General features: G+C 65.3%; 19 protein-coding genes and 1 pseudogene. 13 read left to right on the forward strand and 7 right to left on the reverse strand.

Annotation, left to right across the window (positions count from 1 at the left end; genetic code table 11):
- Positions 1–153 precede the first annotated feature (153 nt).
- A complete protein-coding gene (locus DB708_RS08565; RefSeq protein WP_165839772.1) occupies positions 154–2,457 on the forward strand; it encodes a putative bifunctional diguanylate cyclase/phosphodiesterase in 2,304 nt (767 codons plus the stop codon).
- A gap of 25 nt (positions 2,458–2,482) precedes the next feature.
- Positions 2,483–3,493, forward strand: a complete 1,011-nt coding sequence (locus tag DB708_RS08570) for a TIGR03617 family F420-dependent LLM class oxidoreductase (protein ID WP_108921510.1) — start codon at positions 2,483–2,485, stop codon at positions 3,491–3,493.
- Here DB708_RS08570 and DB708_RS08575 read toward each other — a convergent pair.
- From DB708_RS08575 to DB708_RS08585, 3 genes are all read right to left on the reverse strand, one after another.
- On the reverse strand, positions 3,490–4,188 hold the full coding sequence (locus tag DB708_RS08575; RefSeq protein WP_108921511.1) for a mycothiol-dependent nitroreductase Rv2466c family protein: 699 nt from the start codon (positions 4,186–4,188) through the stop codon (positions 3,490–3,492). The genes DB708_RS08570 and DB708_RS08575 overlap by 4 nt on opposite strands.
- Before the next feature lie 9 nt (positions 4,189–4,197).
- Positions 4,198–4,677, reverse strand: coding sequence for a hypothetical protein (locus tag DB708_RS08580; protein WP_108921512.1), 480 nt, complete (start codon positions 4,675–4,677; stop codon positions 4,198–4,200).
- A gap of 62 nt (positions 4,678–4,739) precedes the next feature.
- On the reverse strand, positions 4,740–5,174 hold the full coding sequence (locus DB708_RS08585) for a protease inhibitor I42 family protein (RefSeq protein ID WP_409347577.1): 435 nt from the start codon (positions 5,172–5,174) through the stop codon (positions 4,740–4,742).
- Positions 5,175–5,245: 71 nt separating this feature from the next.
- On the opposite strand from DB708_RS08585, the gene DB708_RS08590 reads away from it, so the two are divergent.
- The 5 genes from DB708_RS08590 (at position 5,246) to DB708_RS08610 (ending at position 12,056) form a co-directional block, all read left to right on the forward strand.
- Complete coding sequence (locus tag DB708_RS08590) at positions 5,246–6,712, forward strand: MauE/DoxX family redox-associated membrane protein (protein WP_108921513.1); 1,467 nt, start codon at positions 5,246–5,248, stop codon at positions 6,710–6,712.
- Between the two features lie 49 nt (positions 6,713–6,761).
- A complete protein-coding gene (locus DB708_RS08595; RefSeq protein WP_108921514.1) occupies positions 6,762–7,850 on the forward strand; it encodes a DUF5685 family protein in 1,089 nt (362 codons plus the stop codon).
- Positions 7,851–7,940: 90 nt separating this feature from the next.
- A complete protein-coding gene (locus DB708_RS08600) occupies positions 7,941–9,530 on the forward strand; it encodes a Na+/H+ antiporter (protein ID WP_108921515.1) in 1,590 nt (529 codons plus the stop codon).
- A 34-nt stretch (positions 9,531–9,564) separates the two neighbouring features.
- Entirely contained in the window at positions 9,565–10,743 is a 1,179-nt protein-coding gene (locus DB708_RS08605; RefSeq protein ID WP_108921516.1) for an AAA family ATPase, read from the forward strand.
- A 170-nt stretch (positions 10,744–10,913) separates the two neighbouring features.
- Entirely contained in the window at positions 10,914–12,056 is a 1,143-nt protein-coding gene (locus DB708_RS08610) for a glycosyltransferase (RefSeq protein WP_108921517.1), read from the forward strand.
- A gap of 3 nt (positions 12,057–12,059) precedes the next feature.
- Here DB708_RS08610 and DB708_RS08615 read toward each other — a convergent pair whose 3' ends face one another.
- Complete coding sequence (locus DB708_RS08615) at positions 12,060–12,524, reverse strand: hypothetical protein (protein ID WP_235616690.1); 465 nt, start codon at positions 12,522–12,524, stop codon at positions 12,060–12,062.
- Positions 12,525–12,635: 111 nt separating this feature from the next.
- On the opposite strand from DB708_RS08615, the gene DB708_RS08620 reads away from it, so the two are divergent.
- A complete protein-coding gene (locus tag DB708_RS08620; RefSeq protein ID WP_108921518.1) occupies positions 12,636–13,490 on the forward strand; it encodes a sulfurtransferase in 855 nt (284 codons plus the stop codon).
- On the opposite strand, the gene DB708_RS08625 is transcribed toward DB708_RS08620, so the two are convergent.
- The gene (locus tag DB708_RS08625) at positions 13,491–14,411 is read right to left on the reverse strand and encodes a 5'-methylthioadenosine/S-adenosylhomocysteine nucleosidase family protein (protein WP_201263462.1); all 921 of its coding nucleotides are present in this window, start codon (positions 14,409–14,411) and stop codon (positions 13,491–13,493) included.
- A 37-nt stretch (positions 14,412–14,448) separates the two neighbouring features.
- Between DB708_RS08625 and DB708_RS08630 the strand changes: the two genes are divergently transcribed.
- Positions 14,449–15,294, forward strand: a complete 846-nt coding sequence (locus tag DB708_RS08630) for an alpha/beta hydrolase (RefSeq protein ID WP_108921519.1) — start codon at positions 14,449–14,451, stop codon at positions 15,292–15,294.
- Here the strand turns inward: DB708_RS08630 and DB708_RS08635 are convergent.
- Positions 15,247–16,506, reverse strand: a complete 1,260-nt coding sequence (locus tag DB708_RS08635) for a cytochrome P450 (protein WP_108921633.1) — start codon at positions 16,504–16,506, stop codon at positions 15,247–15,249. The genes DB708_RS08630 and DB708_RS08635 overlap by 48 nt on opposite strands.
- An 8-nt stretch (positions 16,507–16,514) precedes the next feature.
- Entirely contained in the window at positions 16,515–17,081 is a 567-nt protein-coding gene (locus tag DB708_RS08640) for a TetR/AcrR family transcriptional regulator C-terminal domain-containing protein (protein WP_108921520.1), read from the reverse strand.
- 145 nt (positions 17,082–17,226) lie between these two features.
- On the opposite strand from DB708_RS08640, the gene DB708_RS08645 reads away from it, so the two are divergent.
- The 4 genes and pseudogenes from DB708_RS08645 (at position 17,227) to DB708_RS08660 (ending at position 20,150) form a co-directional block, all read left to right on the forward strand.
- Positions 17,227–18,009 (forward strand): SDR family NAD(P)-dependent oxidoreductase, encoded by a 783-nt coding sequence (locus DB708_RS08645; RefSeq protein ID WP_108921521.1) that lies wholly within the window; start codon positions 17,227–17,229, stop codon positions 18,007–18,009.
- Positions 18,006–18,881 (forward strand): annotated as a pseudogene (locus DB708_RS08650) (LLM class F420-dependent oxidoreductase); the annotation flags it as partial. The gene DB708_RS08645 and the pseudogene DB708_RS08650, both read left to right, overlap by 4 nt.
- On the forward strand, positions 18,827–19,597 hold the full coding sequence (locus tag DB708_RS08655) for a hypothetical protein (protein WP_338103926.1): 771 nt from the start codon (positions 18,827–18,829) through the stop codon (positions 19,595–19,597). The pseudogene DB708_RS08650 and the gene DB708_RS08655, both read left to right, overlap by 55 nt.
- Positions 19,598–19,634: 37 nt before the next feature.
- Entirely contained in the window at positions 19,635–20,150 is a 516-nt protein-coding gene (locus tag DB708_RS08660; RefSeq protein WP_108921524.1) for a lipoprotein LpqH, read from the forward strand.
- Positions 20,151–20,157 lie beyond the last annotated feature (7 nt).

The following is a 20,157-nucleotide window of genomic DNA, read 5'->3' on the forward strand; positions in this document are numbered from 1 at the left end:
ATGAGCTGAGCAGTGCTGGCAGCGCCGAGGGACCCGGCCCATACGGCCTCAAAACGGTTCGGTGAAATTGCCAGACAGGCTAGCTGTACGGAGGACGGAAGCTCGCGCCGTGGATTATCCTGCATGCGAAAACCGCATCCGACAGGGCAGGAAATGTTCTCACTGACACGACGCCGAACCGCGGTGGCCGTGTTGGCGACTGTCGGGTTGCTCGTATACGGCGTGCTGCTGTTCACCGAAAATAGCTCGTCGGATCGCGCGCTGACCGGCCCGGTGGGGCTCTGGCTTTTGAGCGTGTTTGCCAACGGCTGCGCCGTCGTCGCCGCCCGTGCCTCTCGCGGCCGCCAACGTCTGGCATGGACGGTGCTGAGCATCGGGCTGGCCGGCTGGACTGCAGGCCAAGCGGTGTGGTGGTACGTGAGTCTGGGCGGTATTCCGCCGATGCCGGAAGTCTCGGCGGCCAACTTGGGCTACGTGGTCTTACCGCTGTGCGCGTTCGCCACCGCGGTGACGATTCCCAGCCGCGACGACTCCCGATTCGGCGTCGGCCTGCTGCTTGACGGCCTGCTCGTCGCCGCATCTTTGTTGATTGTGTTGGCCATTCTGGTGCTGGGCCACTTCCGCCGACCTGCACAAATAGTCAGCCTCCCGCAGCTGATGTTGGCCACCGCCACGGCCGTATACCTCGGGCTTGTCGTCATGTCGTTCATCACCGTGCGGAAAGCCGAGCCGGGCCGCAAATTCTCACCGACGCTGATGACGCTGGGGTGGATCGTGATCGCCGTGGCCGGGATCGTCCGCGTCTTCGAGGACCACCCCGAACAGGTGCCTTGTCACGTCGTCATTTTCGGATGGGCCGTCGGAATGTACTTCGTCGCCCTGTCGGGAATTGCGTCTCGCCCCGGACCGGACCTCGACCTCGGATTTTCTCAACCACTGTCGAAAACGTCGTTGTGGCTGCCGTATGGACCTGTGCTGTTGGCGATCGCCGTGGGCGGTGTGCACTTTTGGCCCTCGGACCCGGGCGATGCGTTCGTCTTCTCGGTCTGCGTGGTGCTATTCCTCACCACACTGGCCCGCCACTTGTTGCTGCTCGATCGCAAACAACATCTGCTTGCCGCGCTGTCTGACGCCGCCCTGCGCGACCCGTTAACCGGGCTAGCGAACCAGCGACTATTTGACGATCTGCTCTCGCACGCGGTCCGGTTGCACATTCACCACGCAGTTCCGGTCAGCGTAATTGCGCTCAATATCAGTGACTTCGCCATGGTCAATGACACGCTCGGTTATCCCGTCGCCGACGAACTATTGCGCAGCGTCGGCGAGCGGCTGCAGGCCAATGTCCGCACTAGCGACACCGTCGCGCGGATGAACGGGGATCAATTCGCGGTCCTGGTGGAAGACCGCCCCGAGGTCGCCGCACAGGTCGCCAGGAAGCTCGCCCGGTCCTTCGACGAGTCTCTCGAACTCGAGGATCACCGGCTGCATGTGCACCTCAACATCGGCGTGGCGTCGGCCACCGCGGAATTCGGCTCAGCCCTGACCCCAGGCGAACTCCTCGAGCAGGCCGACGCGGCCCGGAGCTGGGCCCAGCAGGCCAGCTCAACCGATGTGCAGACATTCACCCCCGACATGGACGTCCGGCTCGGCAAACACTCGACGCACGGCGACCGTTTGGCCCGGGTGCAACTGCTTGGTGAACTGCGACATGCCATTGACGAACGCCTGCTAACGCTGCTGTATCAACCGAAATTCGACATGCTCACCGGTTCCGTCTGTGGCGCAGAGGCACTCGTGCGATGGCAGCACCCCGAACTCGGCACGTTGGCGCCCTCCGAATTCTTACCGTTGGTCCGTCAACACGGGCTGATGGACGCCGTCACCGACCTGGTGTTGTCGCGGGCGGTCGCGGACGCGTCGCAGTGGTACGCCGCGGGGGCCGCTATTCCTGTCGCGATCAACTTGTGGGCGCCTTCGCTCGACGAGGATGCCTTGCCGGACCGGATCATGTCCGTGCTCGACCGTCGCAGCATGTCCGCCAGTTCGCTCACGATCGAGATCACCGAGGACCTGTTGGTTGGCGACCTCGCAAAGGCGCGCGCGGTGCTCAATCGTCTCCGCGAGGCCGGCATTCGAGTCGCGATCGACGATTTCGGCAGCGGTTACGCCTCGCTCACCTATCTGCGTGAGCTGCCGATCGACGACGTCAAACTCGACCGTCAATTCATCGCGCCGATCCTGCACGACGACCGCGCCGCCACGATCGCACGAACGGTGATCGAGTTGACCACCACGTTCGGCATCGCCACGATCGCCGAGGGCGTCGGCGATGCGGAAACAGCCCAGCGACTCAAGGAATACGGTTGCGACGCCGTGCAGGGCAACTTCTTCTGCCCGCCGTTGCCGGCTGCCGACATTCCCCAGGTCCGCCATAACACCACGCTCGCGGCGCTCTAGTCACGCGACGGAATAGGGTTGCGCCGTGCACATTGACGTGATGGTGGTTCCGCAACCGTTGGGTGAGATCGGCGGCCTGGCCCAGCGCGCTCAGGCCGCGGGATTCTCCGGTCTGCTGTTCACCGAGACCGGGCGCACGGCCTACCTCAACGCCGCCGTGGCCTCGCAAGCCGCTCCCGGACTCGAGTTGTCCACCGGTGTCGCGGTCGCCTTTCCCCGCAGTCCTTTCGTCACCGCGGCCGAGGCGTGGGAGCTGCAGGAGGCGACCGGCGGCAAGTTCCGGTTGGGTCTGGGCACGCAGGTGCGCACGCACGTCGTGCGCCGCTACGGAGTCCCGTTCGAACGCCCCGGCCCGCGGCTGCGCGATTACGTGCTGGCGGTGAAGGCGTGCTTCTCGGCGTTCCGGACGGGAAAGCTCGATCACCACGGCGAGTTCTACGACCTGGACTTCATCACGCCGCAGTGGAGCGCGGGCCCCATCGACGCGCCCGACCCCAAAGTCGATATCGCAGCGGTGAATCCGTGGATGCTGCGGATGGCCGGCGAAGTGGCCGACGGGGTGCACGTCCATCCGCTCGGCGAGCTCGGCTATCTGAAACGCCATGTGCTGCCCAATGTTGCGGCGGGTGCTGAGAAGGCGGGCCGCTCGGCGTCGGACGTCACCGTCATCGTGCCGGCGATGACGATTGTCGGCGACAGCGACGAGGAACGCGACACCCAACGCGAGACGGTGCGCGCCAGCATGGCGTTCTACGGCAGCACCCCCAACTACGCGTTCATTTGGGACGAGGCCGGATTCGAGGGCACCACCGCGCGCATCCGCGAGAAGCAGAAGGCCGGCGACTTCCAGGGTATGGCCGCCCAGATCACCGACGAGCACATTGCGGCGTTCGCCATCGAGTCGACGTGGGACGGCTTTGCCGACGCGCTGACCACAAAGTACGGCGGAATCGCCACCCGCATCGCCCTTTACAACGCACTGGGCGACGACGAGCGCTTCGCGCGATACGGCGAAGTCGCCCGCCAGCTGCGTTAACCGCGTCCGCCGGCCAGCCGGTCGACGTCGATCACTTCGCCGCGATTGATGCTGACCCAATCGCGACCGTCGAGATAGGGACGCAGGCTTTGACCGATCAGCTCGGCATCAGCCGGTGATTTCGGCCGCTGAAGTTCGTAGACATGCGGCAGCTCGGCCATGCCGGTGACGACGTCCCACAGTTTGAGGGCCGCCGGCCCGGTCGGTGGATTCACCAACACCGGCCCGAACAGGCACTGTCCATCCATGAACAGCGTCGGGACACCGTAGCCGCCCGCATCCACCACTCGCTGATGGTCGGCGCGAACATCGTCATGCGTAGTCAAATCATCAAGTGCTGCATCCAAAGTCGCTTCGTCGATGCCGATGTCAGTCAACAAGCGTCGCGCCACCGCGGGTTCGTGCGGTTTGCCGCCTAAAGTGTGCAATTCGTGGCCGATCGCGGCATACCACCGGTCGAGCAACGACATGTCGGTGCGACGCAGCAGTGCGCCGATCCGCATCAACGACCAGCCATAGGACCAGTCCCGCTCCCACGGGTGTTTCTTACCCGCTACCCGGTTGATCTCTTCCAGGCTGAAGAACCGCCAACTAACTGTGATGCCGAGCTGTGCGCGAACGTCGCGCATCCACACCGAGGTCTGAAACGCGAAGGGGCACATCGGGTCGAAGTGAAAGTCCACGGCGGTGCTCATCCCGTGACCCTACGACTTCGGACGCACTCCTGCGGCGCGATAAACGAAGACCGGGTCAACCGGGAACCGCAGCGAGGTGGTCGGCAGCTTTTCCAGCACGTCGTCGGGGACTTCCCTCTTGTAATGCAGCTTTATCGAACCGCTGAAGGCACGGTCCACGCCACGTAGGTCGATATCGATCAGCAGACCCTTCTTGGTGACCGTCGCGGACGCCGGACCCTTGGCGGTATCCCACGAGCAGTCGACGGACCGCAGATTGCTATCCCCACGCGTAGGAAAGGTGGCGACGATCCGCATGGGGCTGAAGGCGAACGCGCCCATATAGCGCGAGACACCCGACGCCGAAAAGACACCCGGGACATGCCCACTGAAATACCGCAGCACGCCGACCCGGTGGGCAAGAAAGATGAGCCCCTCGGCTTCGAGCTCGTCGCGAAGCCCGGCAGGCACGTTGGTCAGCTGCGACCAGTTGCGACGGAAGCCAAGCACAGCCGAACGCTAGCCGCCCCGCGGCCAGTCCGCAGTGGATCACGCGACAACCTTTGTTGCCTTTACTGCACCGTCACGATCGCCGTGTACTGGCACACCGGCGCGGAGTTTTTGCCCACGAAGCTGGAGTAGTTGGTGGAAATCGTCGTCGTCCCGGGCTTCAGCGCCGTGAACATCCACACTTCGGTGCCGGGCGCTCCCAACACGTCGCTGCTCGGTTGCACATACTGGTGACTGGTCTGCTCGATGATGGAGGTATCGGCGATCTTCGTCGCGGCCAGCCACCGGAACGGGGTGCTGTAATTCGCACCCAGCTGCAGCTTCAGCGTGTACCCGACCGCGAGAGTGACGTTCTGGGTGATGTTGTTCTGCTTCAGCACCTGTTCCATCGGAACCACGAGGGTCTTGCCCGTCGGCGGGTTCCTGCTCTCGAAGTGGCAACCCACCAACATCGACGAGACGAGAATCGCGACGGTCACGAAGCGGCTGATCTTCACGAAAGTCATCACCTCCATTATGTCTGGGCGCAAAATGGTCCCGTTCGGCATCCGGCGACCGGAGGTTTGTGATGATCACCATGTTGGCGGCGCGACTGCTCCTCGCGGGAGTCTTTGCCGTTGCTGCGCTGGCGAAACTGGCGGATCGCAGCGGCGCGTGGCGGGCGGTTGCGGCATTCGGCGTGCCGCGGGCGGCCGCGCCGATCGTAGGGACCGCGATGATTGCGACCGAGTTCGGCATCGCGGCGCTGCTGACGACAGCACCATGGAACCGGGCCGGCGCCGTGGCGGCGTTGGTCGTGCTTGCCGGATTCGAAGCGGTGGTGCTGGTGAATCTCGCGCGGGGCCGACGTCCGGAATGCCACTGCTTCGGGCAGCTGTCCTCGGGCCCGCTCGGGTGGCCGACGCTGGCCAGGAACGCGTGTTTGGCGGCACTCGCCGCGTTCGTGGCATTCGACGCGCATTTTGGCTGGCCCTTAACGGCTTTCGGGATTGTGATGCTCGCCCTGTGGCTCGGCCCGGCGTCGCGTCGGCGCTGGCGGGCACGCGCGGCCGCGGCCGCCGGCCTGGCATTGCCGGACCAAGCCGGCGACATCTGGACGTTGGACAAGCTGCTGGAGCGCAGGCGGCCGCTCGTACTGATCTTCAGCCAGCCCGGTTGCGGGGCATGCGATCTGTTGCTGCCCACGGTGGCTCGGTGGCAGGGCGACCTGAACGGTCGCGTCAACATTGCCCTCGTCAACGGCGGACCTGCTAGCCACCGTGTCCCGGTCGAACTCGTCGATGAGCGTCGGGCCGCATTTGCCGCCTACGGCATCACAGCCACGCCAAGTGCCGTGCTCATCGACGAAGGCCGAAGGCCCGAAACAGCGCGTGGCGCAACGGCCATCAGCGACCTCGTCGACAAAGCCGTCCGAGTCTCGGAGCAGTCAGCATTGACTCGGCGGGGACTGTTGCGTCGAGCATCGGTGAGCCTGCTTCCCGTCGTCGCAACCACCGCTGCCGCCTGCGATTCCGGCAGCAAGAGCGACGCCAAAGCCCTCCAGGTCGAAGACATCTGGATGTGCGACCAAACCTTCGCGCTGTGCACCACCGCCCCCTGTGTGCCGTCACCGACCGACCCCAACATCTCGGTGTGCGACTGCGTCGTCGTCAACGGCAACTCGATCGGATCCAAGAACTGCACCGACCGGGCTCAGTCCGGCAACAAGATCCGGTCTGCCTTCTCGACGGTCAACATCAACGCGAACTTCGCTGTGCTGAGCTGCCCGTCCGGGGTGCCCTGGGCGAACTGCCTCGACGTGGAATGCGAGATCGATCCCGTCAACCCCGCCCGGGCCAAGTGCCAGTGCGTGACAGTGAAAACCGGCCCGTCGATCACGTTCGGCGGCGGCTGCGACACCGCCACCTGCACCTCGACGACCTGGTCGGCCGCGAGCCCGCAGATGTATCAGGACGGCATGCGGCAGCTCCGGACGGCGATGGATCGGGTGGGTAAGCCGGTCACCTTTCCCAAGCCCTGCCCCGCGCCAAAGTAAGCCAGCGTTTCGGTCCCCAGGTTTGCTGGACGTCCGGTAGCTTCAGTGCATGTTCGGCATCATCCGGCCCTGCCGTCATCGACTCGGCGACGAGCTCGCAGCAGCCTGGACCGCGCAATTGTGCGGATTGTGCCTGGCACTGCGCGACGACTATGGCCAGTCCGCCCGCATCGCCACCAACTATGACGGCCTTGTGGTCTCGGTTCTGGTCGAGGCGCAGTCGCCCGAGCGGCCCTCCCGCCGCAAGGCCGGACCGTGTCCGCTGCGCGGGATGCGGCGCGCCGAGGTGGCCACCGGTGACTGCGCGCGACTGGCCGCAGTGGTGTCGTTGGCCTTAGCCGCCGCGCGCGTCCGCGATCACGTCGACGACCGCGATGGCATGGTCGGCGTCGCGGGCGTACGACCGGCCGCACGGCGCATCGCCGAACGCTGGGTGCGCCAGGGCACCGACACCGGTCATGCCCTGGGTTTCGACACCGGCGTGCTCGTCGCCGCGATGGACCGCCAAGCCCAGCTCGAGGCGACGGCCGGACCGGGCAGCTCGCTGTTGCTGGTGACCGAGCCCACCGAAACCGCAGTCGCGGAAGCCTTCGCGTACACGGCAGTGCTGGCCGGCCGCCCCGCTAACCAAGCACCGCTGCGCGAGATAGGGCAGCTGTTCGGGCGGGTGGCGCACCTGCTGGACGCGGTCGAGGATTACGACGACGACCTGGCCCGCGGTAAGTGGAATCCGTTGGCCGCCACCGAAACTCCGATCGGTAAGGCTCGCCTCCTGTGCGACGACGCGGCGCTGGGCATCGAACTGGCCCTGGCCGACGTGGAGTTCACCGACGGACGTCTGCCGCAGCGGTTGTTGACCCGCGAGGTGCGGCGCGCGATCTCGCGCACCTTTACCCACTCCGGCCGTCCCAGCTGCGGCACACCACATGGCCAGCAGGAACCCATCAACTTCGGCGGCCAAGCCGTCGGAGCCGGCTACCCCGGCGGCCCCATCCCCGAGGGCCAAGAACCAGTCCCCGCGCCCGGGCGCAAGGGCGGCGGTTCCGACGGCAGCTGCATCTGCTGCTGCGATAGTTGCGATTGCTGCTGCGACTGTGGCGACTGCTGTGACTGCGGCGATTGCTGCGACTGCTCATAACCAGCTGATCGAACTCGTTGCGCCATTACGTCTTTGTGACGTGTTTCGGCCCAGATAACTAGTCGCGATCCGGTACGGCAGGATGGGCACGTGTTTGGGCTCGAAGTCATTGTTGCGCTCGTCTCGGCCGTCATCGTCGGAACGGTGCTCGGCCGGCGCTACCGCGTGGGCCCGCCGGTGCTGCTCATATTTCTCGGCACCCTGCTGGGTCTGATCCCCGCCGTCGGCCATGTTCACATCAATGGCGAGATCGTCCTGCTGCTGTTCTTGCCGGCGATCCTGTACTGGGAGGGCCTGGGCACCAGCCTGCGCGAGATCCGGGCGAACCTGCGCATCATCGTCTTCCTGTCCGTCATCTTGGTAATCGTCACCGCGGTCGCCGTGTCGTGGACGGCACGCGCGCTCGGCATGGAACCCCACGCCGCGGCGGTGTTGGGTGCCGTGCTGTCCCCCACCGACGCCGCCGCCGTGGCCGGCCTGGCGAAAAAGTTGCCGCGCCGAACGCTGACCGTGCTGCGCGCCGAGAGCCTCATCAACGACGGGACGGCGCTGGTGCTGTTCTTCGTGACCGTGCATGTCGCGATAGGCGGAGCCGAAATCGGCCCGGGAGATCTGGTGCTGCGGTTCGTCACGTCCTACCTCGGCGGCATCGCCGCCGGGCTGCTGGTCGGCGGATTGGCGACCCTGGCGCGCAAGCGGATCGATGCACCGCAAGAAGAAACAGCCATGAGCCTGCTGACGCCGTTCGCGGCATTCTTGCTGGCCCAGGCGATGGGGTGCAGCGGTGTGGTCGCGGTCCTGGTGAGTGCCTTGGTGCTCGCTTATGCCGGGCCGGTAGTGATCCGGGCGCGCTCCCGGCTGATGACCTATGGGTTCTGGGAAATGGCGACGTTCCTGATCAACGGGTCACTATGGGTGTTCGTCGGGGTGCAGATCCCGGGCGCGGTACGCGGCATCAACGGCGTCGACGGCGGAATTCGGCACGCGCTGTTCATCGCTGCTGCCATCACCGGTGTCGTCATCGTGTCCCGGATTTTCTGGGGCGAAATCACCACGCTGCTGCTGCGCCTGATCGACCGTCGTGAGGCACAGCGGGCCCGCCGGATCTCGTGGCGTCAGCGCTTCGTGACCGCCTGGGCCGGATTCCGCGGCGCCGTGTCGCTCGCCGCGGCGCTCGCCGTCCCGGCGGCAACGCTGAGCGGAGCGCCGTTCCCCGACCGTAGCCTGATTATTTTCATCGTTGTCGTCGTGATTCTCACGACCGTTCTGGTCCAGGGCATCACACTGCCCGCCGTCGTGCGCTGGGCGCACCTGCCCGAAGACACCGCGTACGAAGAGGAGCTCCAACTGGCCCGCAGTGTCGGCGCCAAGGCTGCTCTTGACGCGCTGCCGCTGGTCGCCGGTGAACTCGGCGCCACCCCGAAAATGCTGAGCCGGCTGCAAAAGGAATACGACGAGCACGCCGCGCTCGTGACGGAGTGCGAGGACGGCACCTCGACCGGTGCTCTGACCAAGCGCGACGACCTGGTCCGGCGGGTACGCCTCGGGGTGCTCTCGCACAAGCGCCGGGCCATCACCACGCTGCGCAATCAAAAGGTCATCGACGACATCGTGCTGCGCGAGTTGCAGTCCGAGATGGACCTCGAAGAGGTGCAGCTGCTCGACCCCGCCGACAACTGATAACGCGTCGGAGCCTGACCGTACAGTCGGCGGCATGTTGCAGACGATTGCTGTTCGGGGGTATCGGTCACTGCGTGAGGTCATCCTGCCGCTGGGCCGGCTGTCGATCATCACCGGCGCAAACGGTGCCGGAAAGTCGTCGCTCTATCGCGCGCTGCGGCTATTGGCAGGTTGCGGTCGCGGCGAGGTCATCGGCTCGCTCGCCCGTGAGGGAGGGCTGCAATCGGTGCTGTGGGCCGGGCCCGAGCAGCTGGCTGGCGCGCGCCGCACGCGGAAAACCGAGGGCACCGTTCGCAGCCGACCGGTATCACTCGAAATGGGCTTTGCTGCTGATGATTTCGGCTATCTCGTCGACCTGGGTATGCCGCAGTCGGCCGGGAAGTCGGTCTTCGTCCTGGATCCGGAGATCAAACGGGAAGTGTTGTTCGCCGGACCGGTGCTGCGGCGCAGTGCGACGCTGGTGCGCCGGTCGCGGGTGTTCGCCGAAGCCGTCAGCTCGGGCAACGGCTTTGACGAGCTGTGCCGGTCGTTGCCGTTGTACCGCAGCGTGCTGGCCGAGTACGCCAACCCGCACGCGCTTCCCGAACTCGCGGCCGTACGGGATCGGTTGCGTGGATGGCGATTCTACGACGGTTTCCGCGTTGACAGCGGGGCGCTGGCCCGGCACCCGCAGGTGGGCACCCGCACCCCGGTGCTCTCCGACGACGGCAGCGATCTGGCCGCGGCGATTCAAACGATCCTCGAGTCCGGGTCCGACGACTTGAGCCGTGTCGTCGCCGATGCCTTCGACGGCGCCACCATCGCGGTCGCCATTCATGACGGGCTGTTCGACCTACAGCTGCGCCAGCGCGGAATGCTGCGCCCATTGCGCGCGGCCGAATTATCTGATGGCACACTGCGATTCCTGCTGTGGGCCGCCGCGTTGTTGAGTCCGGAGGTGCCGTCGCTGATGGTGCTCAACGAGCCGGAGACCTCGCTGCATCCGGACTTGGTACGCCCGCTTGCCTCGCTGATCCGCACCGCGGCCGCGCTGACTCAGGTTGTGGTCGTCACACACTCGCGGTCGCTGCTGGAGTTCCTCGACACCGTGCCGGTCGCCGAGGGCGATGCCGACGGTGCGGTCGAGATCGAGCTCTACAAGGATTGGGGCGAAACCCGTATCACCGGCCAGGGCCTGCTGACCACGCCGCCCTGGGATTGGGGCAAGCGCTGAGCGTGCGTCCTGGGCGGCAGCGCCCGGCGTGTCGCCGCCCTAGCCGCACGCTCAAATCCCTCAACGCACAGCCTCTTCGGCGGGCAAGAATCAGCGGAATTCATGGAGTGTTAAGGCACGCGACAGGCCTGCATTGTTGAGTGCACACAAGCGCCGCGTGTCCTCAGCGTATGCGCGTTGTACAGGTCGCCAACTTCTATGGCCCTCGGTCCGGCGGTCTTCGTACCGCGGTGGATCGATTGGGCGCGGAATACAGCGCCAACGGGCACGAAGTGTTTTTGATCGTTCCCGGTCCGCGCTCAGAGCGTACCCTGCTGCCGACGGGTGTGGTGCGAATCACTATGCCCGCCTGGCTAATTCCCTTCACCGGCGGTTACCGCGCAGTGATGCCGGGTCCCGTCAAGGCGCTGCTGGAAGCACTGCAACCAGATGCGCTGGAGGTTTCCGACCGGCTCACGCTGAGATCGCTAGGGCGGTGGGGCCGCGAACACGGCGCCACCACAGTGATGATCTCGCACGAACGTCTGGATCGCCTTGCCGGCCAAGTACTTCCGCGCCGGCCGGCGCGTAGCCTCGCCGACTTCGCCAACGGCCGCACCGCCGCTGACTACGACACCGTGGTGTGTACCACCGGATTCGCGCGCGAGGAATTCGACCGCATCGGCGCGACCAACGTCGTCACGGTGCCCCTGGGCGTGGACCTGAAGACGTTTCACCCGAGTCGGCACTCTCCGCTGCTTCGCCGGGAATGGGCCACACCCAAGCAGCTCCTACTGGTGCACTGCGGCCGGTTGTCGGTGGAGAAGCGAGCCGACCGCAGCATCGACGCGTTGGCCGCGTTGTGCGATTTCGGCGTCGACGCCCGACTCGTCGTCATGGGCGAGGGACCGATGCGTGCCAAGCTGCAACGACAGGCCACCGGGCTGCCGATCGATTTCACCGGCTTCATCTCCAACCGGGATACCGTCGCCGGCCTGCTGGCCTCCGCGGATGTCACGCTGGCGCCGGGGCCGCACGAGACATTCGGGTTGGCCGCGCTGGAATCGCTGGCCTGCGGGACGCCGGCGGTGGTCTCCCGCACCTCGGCGCTGACCGAGATCATCACGCCGGACAGCGGCGCCTCGGCGGACAACCACCCGGAGGCGATCGCCCGGGCAGTCGGCACCGTCATCAGCCTGCCCGAATATCACCGCCGGACCTGCGCGCGGCGCCGAGCCGAGAACTTCACCTGGCAGCGGGCCGCCGCCGGCATGCTGGCGACGTTGGGACCGGTAATCGCCGGCCCGGGCAACGATTCCGAGCACACCGCATAGCGCTTAGAAGTCCGAAGCCGCCCAGGAACCCGCGGGATAGGGCGGAACATGGCCGGCAAAGGCGCCATCGGTCAGGCTGCACAGCGTGTCGGTGATGGTTCCCGCGTTTGCTAACATCTTCGGCTGGTTGCCGGGCAGGACGCGCGCCACCACCGCTTGCCAGAAATAGCCCACTCCGCCGTGCTCGTACCAAACGAACCAGTCGGCGTCCCGATTCCCGGCACGGATCAGTCGCCGGAACGGCAGCGTCGGGTCATTCACCGAATCCGTCGCGTTGAACGGTGCGCCGATGTCGGCGATCGGCGGCAACAGTTTGACCAGCTCGGGTGGCAATTCGGAGATGCTGCGCACTTCCCGCACGGGTGTCGCCAGCGGGCACTGGGTATTTGGCATCGCCCCGGCCGGCGTCGCCGTCACGACGGCGAGGGCGAGGCCCGCCGCGACTGCAACCCGATAGATGTTGCCCATGTCGGCTCCCGTCGCCCCCGGTGATGTTCGGGACCTTACGCCGCACTTTGCTGAGCGCAAATGCTTTTCGACCGACGGCTAGGCTCGTGACAGACAACAAGGAGGTGGATCGTGGAAGCCCGCGACCAGGTGCTGATCACCGCTACGGAGCTGGCCGACCTTATCGAGGCCGGCGACCCGCTGACCGTATTGGATGTGCGTTGGCGACTCGACAAGCCTGACGGACGTGCGGCTTACGAGCAGGGCCACCTTCCGGGCGCGGTATACGTGTCACTCGACGAGGAACTCAGCGATCACACCGTCACCGGGCGGGGCCGTCACCCATTGCCCTCGGGGCCAAGCCTTCAGGCCGCGGCACACCGCTGGGGCATCCAGCAGGACTCGCCGGTCGTCGTCTACGACGACTGGAATCGGGCCGGGTCCGCGCGAGCATGGTGGGTATTGACCGCGGCCGGGCTTCCCAACGTCCGCATCCTGGACGGCGGCCTGGGTGCGTGGCAGTCGGCCGGGCGAGACCTCGAGACGGGTCCGGTCACCCCGCAGGCGGGGAATGTGACTGTGCCGCATGATGATTTGTATGCCGGCGCTCGACCCACCCTAACGGCCGAACAAGCCGGCGCGGGCGCCGTGACGCTGCTCGATGCACGCGCACCCGACCGCTACAGCGGCGACACCGAACCTGTCGACGCCGTCGCCGGGCACATCCCTGGCGCGCGGAATCTGCCGAGTGGCTCGGTGTTGGCGGCCGACGGCACGTTTCTCGGCGAACTGGCTCTTGCCCAGCAGCTGTCCGACCGGGGCATCGACCGCACCGGTCCGTTGGGCGCCTACTGCGGCTCCGGCGTTACCGCCGCCATCGACATCGCGGCGCTCACGGCGATGGGTTGCGAGGCGGCGCTGTATCCCGGGTCGTGGTCGGAGTGGTCTTCGGATCCGAGTCACCCGGTGGCGCGCGGTCCCGAATAGTCAGCCCGCGGGCCAGCTCTGCAGGAAGGCGGCCGTCACGCGCGCGGCGTTGGTAGCGGCGACCTTCTTGTAGACGAAGAACTGAAACGGGAAGCCGGGCAGCCGAAGCGGATCCCCCGGGCCGTCCGAGATGCCGCGGATACCAAGGAACGGAATGCCGTGCGCATCGGCGACGGCCTGCGCCGCCGCTGTCTCGTTGTCCGTCGCGACGAAGGCCGGGTCCGCCGCCGATACGATCTTCGCGTTACTGATCAGCCCGTGTCGCAGCCACGGCCACGCTGCCCGAAAGAAGTTGCCGGTGTAGAAACGCGAGCGATCGGGAGCGGTCCGAGGCTGGCAGCCGAACACCCCGCCGCCGTTGGGGATGCACGGGAACGCCTGACCGTTGTTGTTGTCGTATGTGCAGCCGTCACCGCCGACCTGCAGCAACGGCAGGTGCACCATCCCTCTGGCGTGGTCCAGTGCGACGGAGAGCTGTTCGGCCACCGCGAGCATGACAGCATCGACCGGATGGAATGCCGCACCGTTGTCCAGCGTCCAGCGCGCCGGCACGGCCACGTCGGCAATGCCTGTCCGCCCGGCGCCGCCGGCCACACCCGAAAAGACCACTGCGCCAACGGCGCCCGAGAAACGGGCCAACGCGGTCTCAGTGCTTTCCGCCGCGTTCACCGCACCGATACCGGTCATCGCCACGATGACCTTCTGGCCGCGGATCGAGCCAAGGTAGAAATGCCGGCGGTCAGTGACCACTACCGGGTCGCAGTCCAGCACGGTATCGGACAGCACCGCCTCAGCCTCGACGGGAAACGCCGTCAAGACCAGCGTGCGCTGCTCGCATGAATCCACCGGCACGTTCGACACTTCCTTGGGTTCGGCGGTGCCCCAACAGTATCGTCCTTTTCCCTCGTCGACGGTGGCCAAGAAGCTAGTCTAGGAGCGCGACAAAGGAGTCGGCCCCATGCTCGAAGTGATCGAGAGAGCACCGCAACGCGAGTCCGGCAATGCACCGTTGCTCTTCGTGCACGGTGCCTGGCACGGAGCCTGGTGCTACGACGAATACTTCTTGGACTTCTTCGCCGAAAAGGGCTATCGGGCGCTGGCGTTGAGCCTTCGCGGCCACGGAAACAGCACCGCACCAAAGTTCCCGCGGTTGTGTTCGACAGCGGACTTCGTTGACGACGTCGATTCAGTGGCAAGAAGACTTCCCGAGCCGCCGGTCCTGATCGGCCACTCCATGGGTGGCTTCGTGGTGCAGAAGTACCTGGAAACGCACGACGCACCCGCCGCCGTGCTGCTCGCCTCCGTGCCGCCGAGCGGGATTACCGGATTCTTGCTGGGCAGGTTCAAACGGCACCCGTGGCTCACCGTATCGGCGCTGGCCAGAATGAGGTCACTGCGCGGTATCGGCGGTACGCCCGAATTGGCTCGCGAAGCCTTCTTCTCCGCATCGAATTCCGACGCCGATGTGTCGCGCTACACCGCGCTGCTGTGCGAGGAGTATGCCGCGAGAATCGCGATCGATATGTTGTGGGTGAACCTGCCCAAACCGCACCTCGTCACCACCCCGCTGTTAGTTCTCGGAGCCGAGGACGACGCCTGCTTCACCCAAAAGGAAGTCCTTTCCACCGCGGCGGCATACCGGACCGAGGCCGAGTTCTTCCCCAAAATGAGCCATGACGTGATGCTCGATCCTGGTTGGGTCGCCGTGGCCGAGCGAATTCTCGTCTGGCTCGAAACACTTGCCGCGCAACGTAAGTCAACCGGTGCTGCAGGGCAGGCGTTTGATCCCATGAAAGAACGATGAGCGCAGCCGGTCGGGCGGCCCGGTGACCGTCAGCGCCGGCACGTTTAAGTAGAGCTCCTCGAGCATGACCCGCAGTTCCAGACGGGCCAGCTGAGCACCCAGACAGAAGTGCACTCCCCCGCCGCCGAATGCGGCGTGACCTGCGTCGGGGCGAGTGACGTCGAATTCGTCGGCCCGGTCGAACACCTCCTCGTCGCGATTGGCCGACAAGTAATGCAGCAGCACCCAGTCACCTGCGGGGATGTGCTGCCCACGGATTTCGACGTCACTGGTGACGGTGCGACGAAAATGCATGACCGGAGTTGCCCACCGCAGCAGTTCCTCGACCGCGGGCTTGACGGTTTCTGGATCGCGGCTCAGCAGGGCCTGCTGCTCTGGGTGCTCGGATAGCGCCAAAATGCCATGGCTCAGCGTATTTCGGGTGGTTTCATTGCCAGCAATTGCCAGCAGCAGGAAGAACTCGTTCAATTGGTCCCGGTTGAGCTTTTCGCCGTCCACCTCTGCAGCCAGCAGTGCCGATAAGATGTCGTCGGTGAGCCCGTACTTGCGCCGGTGTGCCACCAATTCGCCACAGTAGGTGAACATTTCAGCTGCGGCTTGTCCGAGGGCTTCCGGGGTCGGAGCGTAGTCGGGGTCTTCGATGCCCAGGCTTCCGATGGCGTTACTCCACCGGAAAACGTCCATTCGGTCTTCGGCGGGCACCCCGAGCACATCGGCGATCACCTGCAGTGATATCTCCGCGGAAATGTCTGTCACGGCGTCGAATTCACCCTTGGTGGTGATGTCGGCGACGATGTCGCGGGCGACTTTGCGCATTTGCGGTTCCAGACGCTGCACATTGCGGACGGTGAAGCCTTGGTTGATCAGCTTGCGGTAGAGGACGTGACGTGGTGGATCGATACCGGGCAGCAGTGCCGAATTCGGTCCCGCCTCGACCTCGACCAAGGTGTTGCCCTGGCTACTGGTGAAGGTGTCGGTGTCACGGCTGACGAGCCGAACGTCGGCATGCTTGGTCAGCAGCCATGCTCTGGGCAGGCCGGGTAATTGCACCGGATGCACCGGTGAGCCGGCCCGCAGCCGGGTCAACGCATCGAACGGGGCGCCCGTGACAAAAGTATCGGGGTCCAGCACCGCCGCCGCATCGCGATCGGATGCGGTCTGCTGGTTCTCGACGATCAGCGACCCCAGCACATTGGCCTTGGGAATGCTCATCGCCTCAGTCATCCCCCTTTCGAGGACGCCGTGATTCCGGCGACGATCACATCCAGCCCGGCGCGAAAGTGTGCCGCCATCTGGCGCCTGGCGCGGGGCGCGGCCTCAGCGGAGCGTGTTTCCTCCAGCGCTATCGAACCCAGTAGGTACGTGTACAAGACGGTGTGGGCCGCGGCCGCAGTGGCTTTCGCGAGTCCCGCCTCGGCGAGCAGCGAGCGGCTGTGCCGATCGAGCCGGCGCGCGGGTTCGTTCCCGGTACTGGTTTGCAGGATGCTAGCGACACCGGGCACGCCGAGGATCAATTCCCTTGCAGCACAATATAGCTCGATGAGTCTGGTCATCCACGGTCCATTGTCCGGCATCGGGACTTCCGCGAGTACTGACTCGGCAACCAGCTCAAGCGCCGCTTGCTTACTGGGGACGTGGTAATACACCGAGGGCACGGCGGCGCCGAGTTCGGCGGCGAGCTCGCGCATCGTGACGCGCTGCACACCCACGCGGCGCGCCAGATTGCGCAAGGCGATTACCACCTCGTCGCGATCGAGCTCGCCATAAGTGCGGCGAGCTCCAGCCATCGTTGTGACCTGATCCCCCTTGGCTACCAAGATGTCATTCCCCCATTCAGATTCGAGCGTTGATAAAGATGGATTCGAGCATTGTTAGAATCTACCCGCTATCGGGCGGCCGAAATCAAAGAATTTGCTATGTAATATTTGCCCAATGACGGGCCGGTTAGCGGGCAAGGTGGCGATTATCACCGGGGCCAGCACCGGCCTGGGGCCGGTTCTGGGCGCGGTGTTCGTCCGCGAAGGTGCGCGGGTACTACTAGCGGCCCGGCGCGAGGAGCTAGTCCACGACGCGGCGGCAGCGGCCGGGGCCGGCGCCATCGCGATGCGAGCCGACGTCACCAACGAGGACGACGTCGCCGCCATGGTGGCACGTGCGGTCACGGAGTTCGGCCACGTCGACATCCTGTGCAACAACGCAGCCGCACCAGGACAGGACCGCTGGATCTGGGAGCAGACACTCGACAACTGGAACGCAACAATCGCCATCGACCTCACCGCCGCGATGCTGTGCACCCGCGAAGTGCTCAACCAGTCGATGCTGCAACGCCGCTCCGGTGTCATCCTGAACTTCTCCTCCACGGCCGGTTACCACGGCATCGTCCGCAAAACCCACTACGTCACCGCGAAGGCGTCGCTGCGTGCCTTCACCAAGTCCGTCGCACTCGAGGTCGGTCCGCACGGCATCCGTTGCAATTGCATCGTGCCGGGTGCCATCGACACTGACCTATATCGCAATTGGTTACAGCGGACCGCCGACGAGCAGGGTGTCGAGGTCGCGACCGTGCGCGCGAAGTCCCTCAAAGACGTCGCGTTGCGTGATATTTCGTCTCCCGACGACGTGGCCAAATTGGCATTGTTCTTGGCCAGCGACGAGAGCCGAACCATCACAGGGCAATCGATCCCTGTCGACGCCGGAGGGTACATGCAGGGATGAGCACGCCGCGCGCAAAGTTGTCGGTGTCCACACCGGTAGTGATCACGATGCCCCAGCTCAGTGCCGCCTGGGAGCGGGACTCCTCGATCGAGGAGCTCACTCAAATCGCCGAAGCCGCAGACCGGCTCGGCTACCACCACCTGACCTGCAGCGAGCACGTCGCGCTGCCCGCAGTAGAACACCAGCGACGGGGTATGAGTTACTGGGACCCGCTCGCGACGTTGGGCTATCTTGCCGCGCGCACACAACGAATACGGTTGGCTACCAACGTGTTAGTGCTCGCGTACCACCACCCGCTGGAAATCGCCAAGCGCTACGGCACGTTGGATAAAGTCAGCAATGGGCGGCTGATTCTCGGCGTCGGCGTCGGCAGCCTCAAAGAAGAATTCGACCTTCTCGGAGCTCCTTTCGACGACCGCGGACCTCGCGGCGACGATGCACTGCGCGCGTTGCGCGCATCCTTGTCGGTTCCCGAACCCGCCTACCACGGCGAGTTCTATTCGTTCGAGGGCATGGTCGTCGATCCGTGCGCCGTCCAGGATCACGTCCCGATCTGGATCGGCGGACGCACGCAGCGATCGCTGCGCCGGGCCGTAACCCTGGCCGACGGCTGGGCTCCTTTCAACGTGACGCTGCAACAGGCCCGAGAGTGGTTGGGTCGCTTCGAACTTCCGGCAGGCTTCGAGGTGGTGTTGCCGCCGCCGGCGCCCCTGGACCCGATCAACAATCCCGACCGCACCCGCGAACTGCTCGCCGATACCGCCGCGCACGGCGCCACCATCGTCAGCGCCTGGTTCAGGCATGACTCGCTGCAGCAATACCTGGAGAACCTGCACGCTCTTGCCGAGCTTCACCCCCCGGGCGGCCCCGCGTCAGGGCAGGCATTTTCAGCCTCACCACACCGGCCGACGATGAAAGCGGTTATCTGCGTTGGCACCTGCTCGATCACATGCCAGAGCAATATCAACTTGCGGGCATCGTGCACGGGTTGCGTTGGATCGCGGACGGCGACTACCTCCACCACCGTTTAGCGGCTCACGGGCCGCTAAGCGAGGTTGGCAACGTGGTGCACTATCTGGTCGGCGACCCCGTTGAAGAGACCTTCGACGACTTCGTGGCATTAGGGCGCACATTGCGGGACAACGGTCGCTTTCCCGTCGCGCGGCCGCTACTGCAAATCGCGGGGCTGCGCCTGCTGCAGTGGCACTGTTCACCGCACGCCCTCATTTCCCCTGAGGTGGTGCCGTTTCGGCCGCACCGCGGCATCCTGCTGATCGTCGAAGAACCCACCGACGGCCGCTCCAACGACTGGCTGCAATGGCTACACGCCGAACACTTCCCAGCCCTGCTCGCCACCCCGGGCACGGCGGGCGCATGGACATTCGGTTCGAGCGCCGGCTGGAGCCACATACCCCGCGGATGGCGAAACGATCATCAATACATCACCGTCGTTTACCTCGACGGCGACCCACTCACCACGACAGCCGCCCTGGCCCCGCTCGTCGAAGAACGCTGGCGATCGCGAGCGGTGCGACCCGTATTCGCCGGTCCGCTGCGAACGATGATCAATTGGGAGGCCTGGCCGTAGCGTAGGAACGACTGGCGACGTTCGAGGAGGGCTTGCGATGACGAATCCCGACGCTCGGCGGGGAATCGGCCGCCGTGTTGCCGGGTTCGGCGTGGTCGTATTGGTCGGTTTGTCGGCGTGTTCCACCAAGGGCGGCGGACCCGCGTCTCCGGCCAGCTCACCGCCGGCTCTCACGCACACAACCGTCATGCTCGATCAGCACAGCCATACGATCACCGCAAAAGTCGACTGCACCACCACCGCCTCGGCACCGCACGCCACTCCACCGGAGTCGGGAGATCTGACTACGCGCATCGGCGTTCACGACGATTCGGCGGCGGTGTCTTTGACGTTGTCGGACGAAACGCCGCCAAGCGTTGACGGTATTTCGATTTCACTCAAAGTGGGAAACGGCCAGTACCAGTTGCCCTATCAACCGACCCAGCCCGCCAACCACGTGCAGGTAACCAAAGACGGCAAGAGTTACACGAGCACCGGCAGCGGCCAGGGGACGATGCCGGGCCAAACCGGTATGCGACAAGTCACATTCGGCATACACGTGACCTGCGCTTGAACACGCC

The sequence above is a fragment of the Mycobacterium montefiorense genome (assembly GCF_003112775.1).
Lineage (GTDB): Bacteria > Actinomycetota > Actinomycetes > Mycobacteriales > Mycobacteriaceae > Mycobacterium > Mycobacterium montefiorense.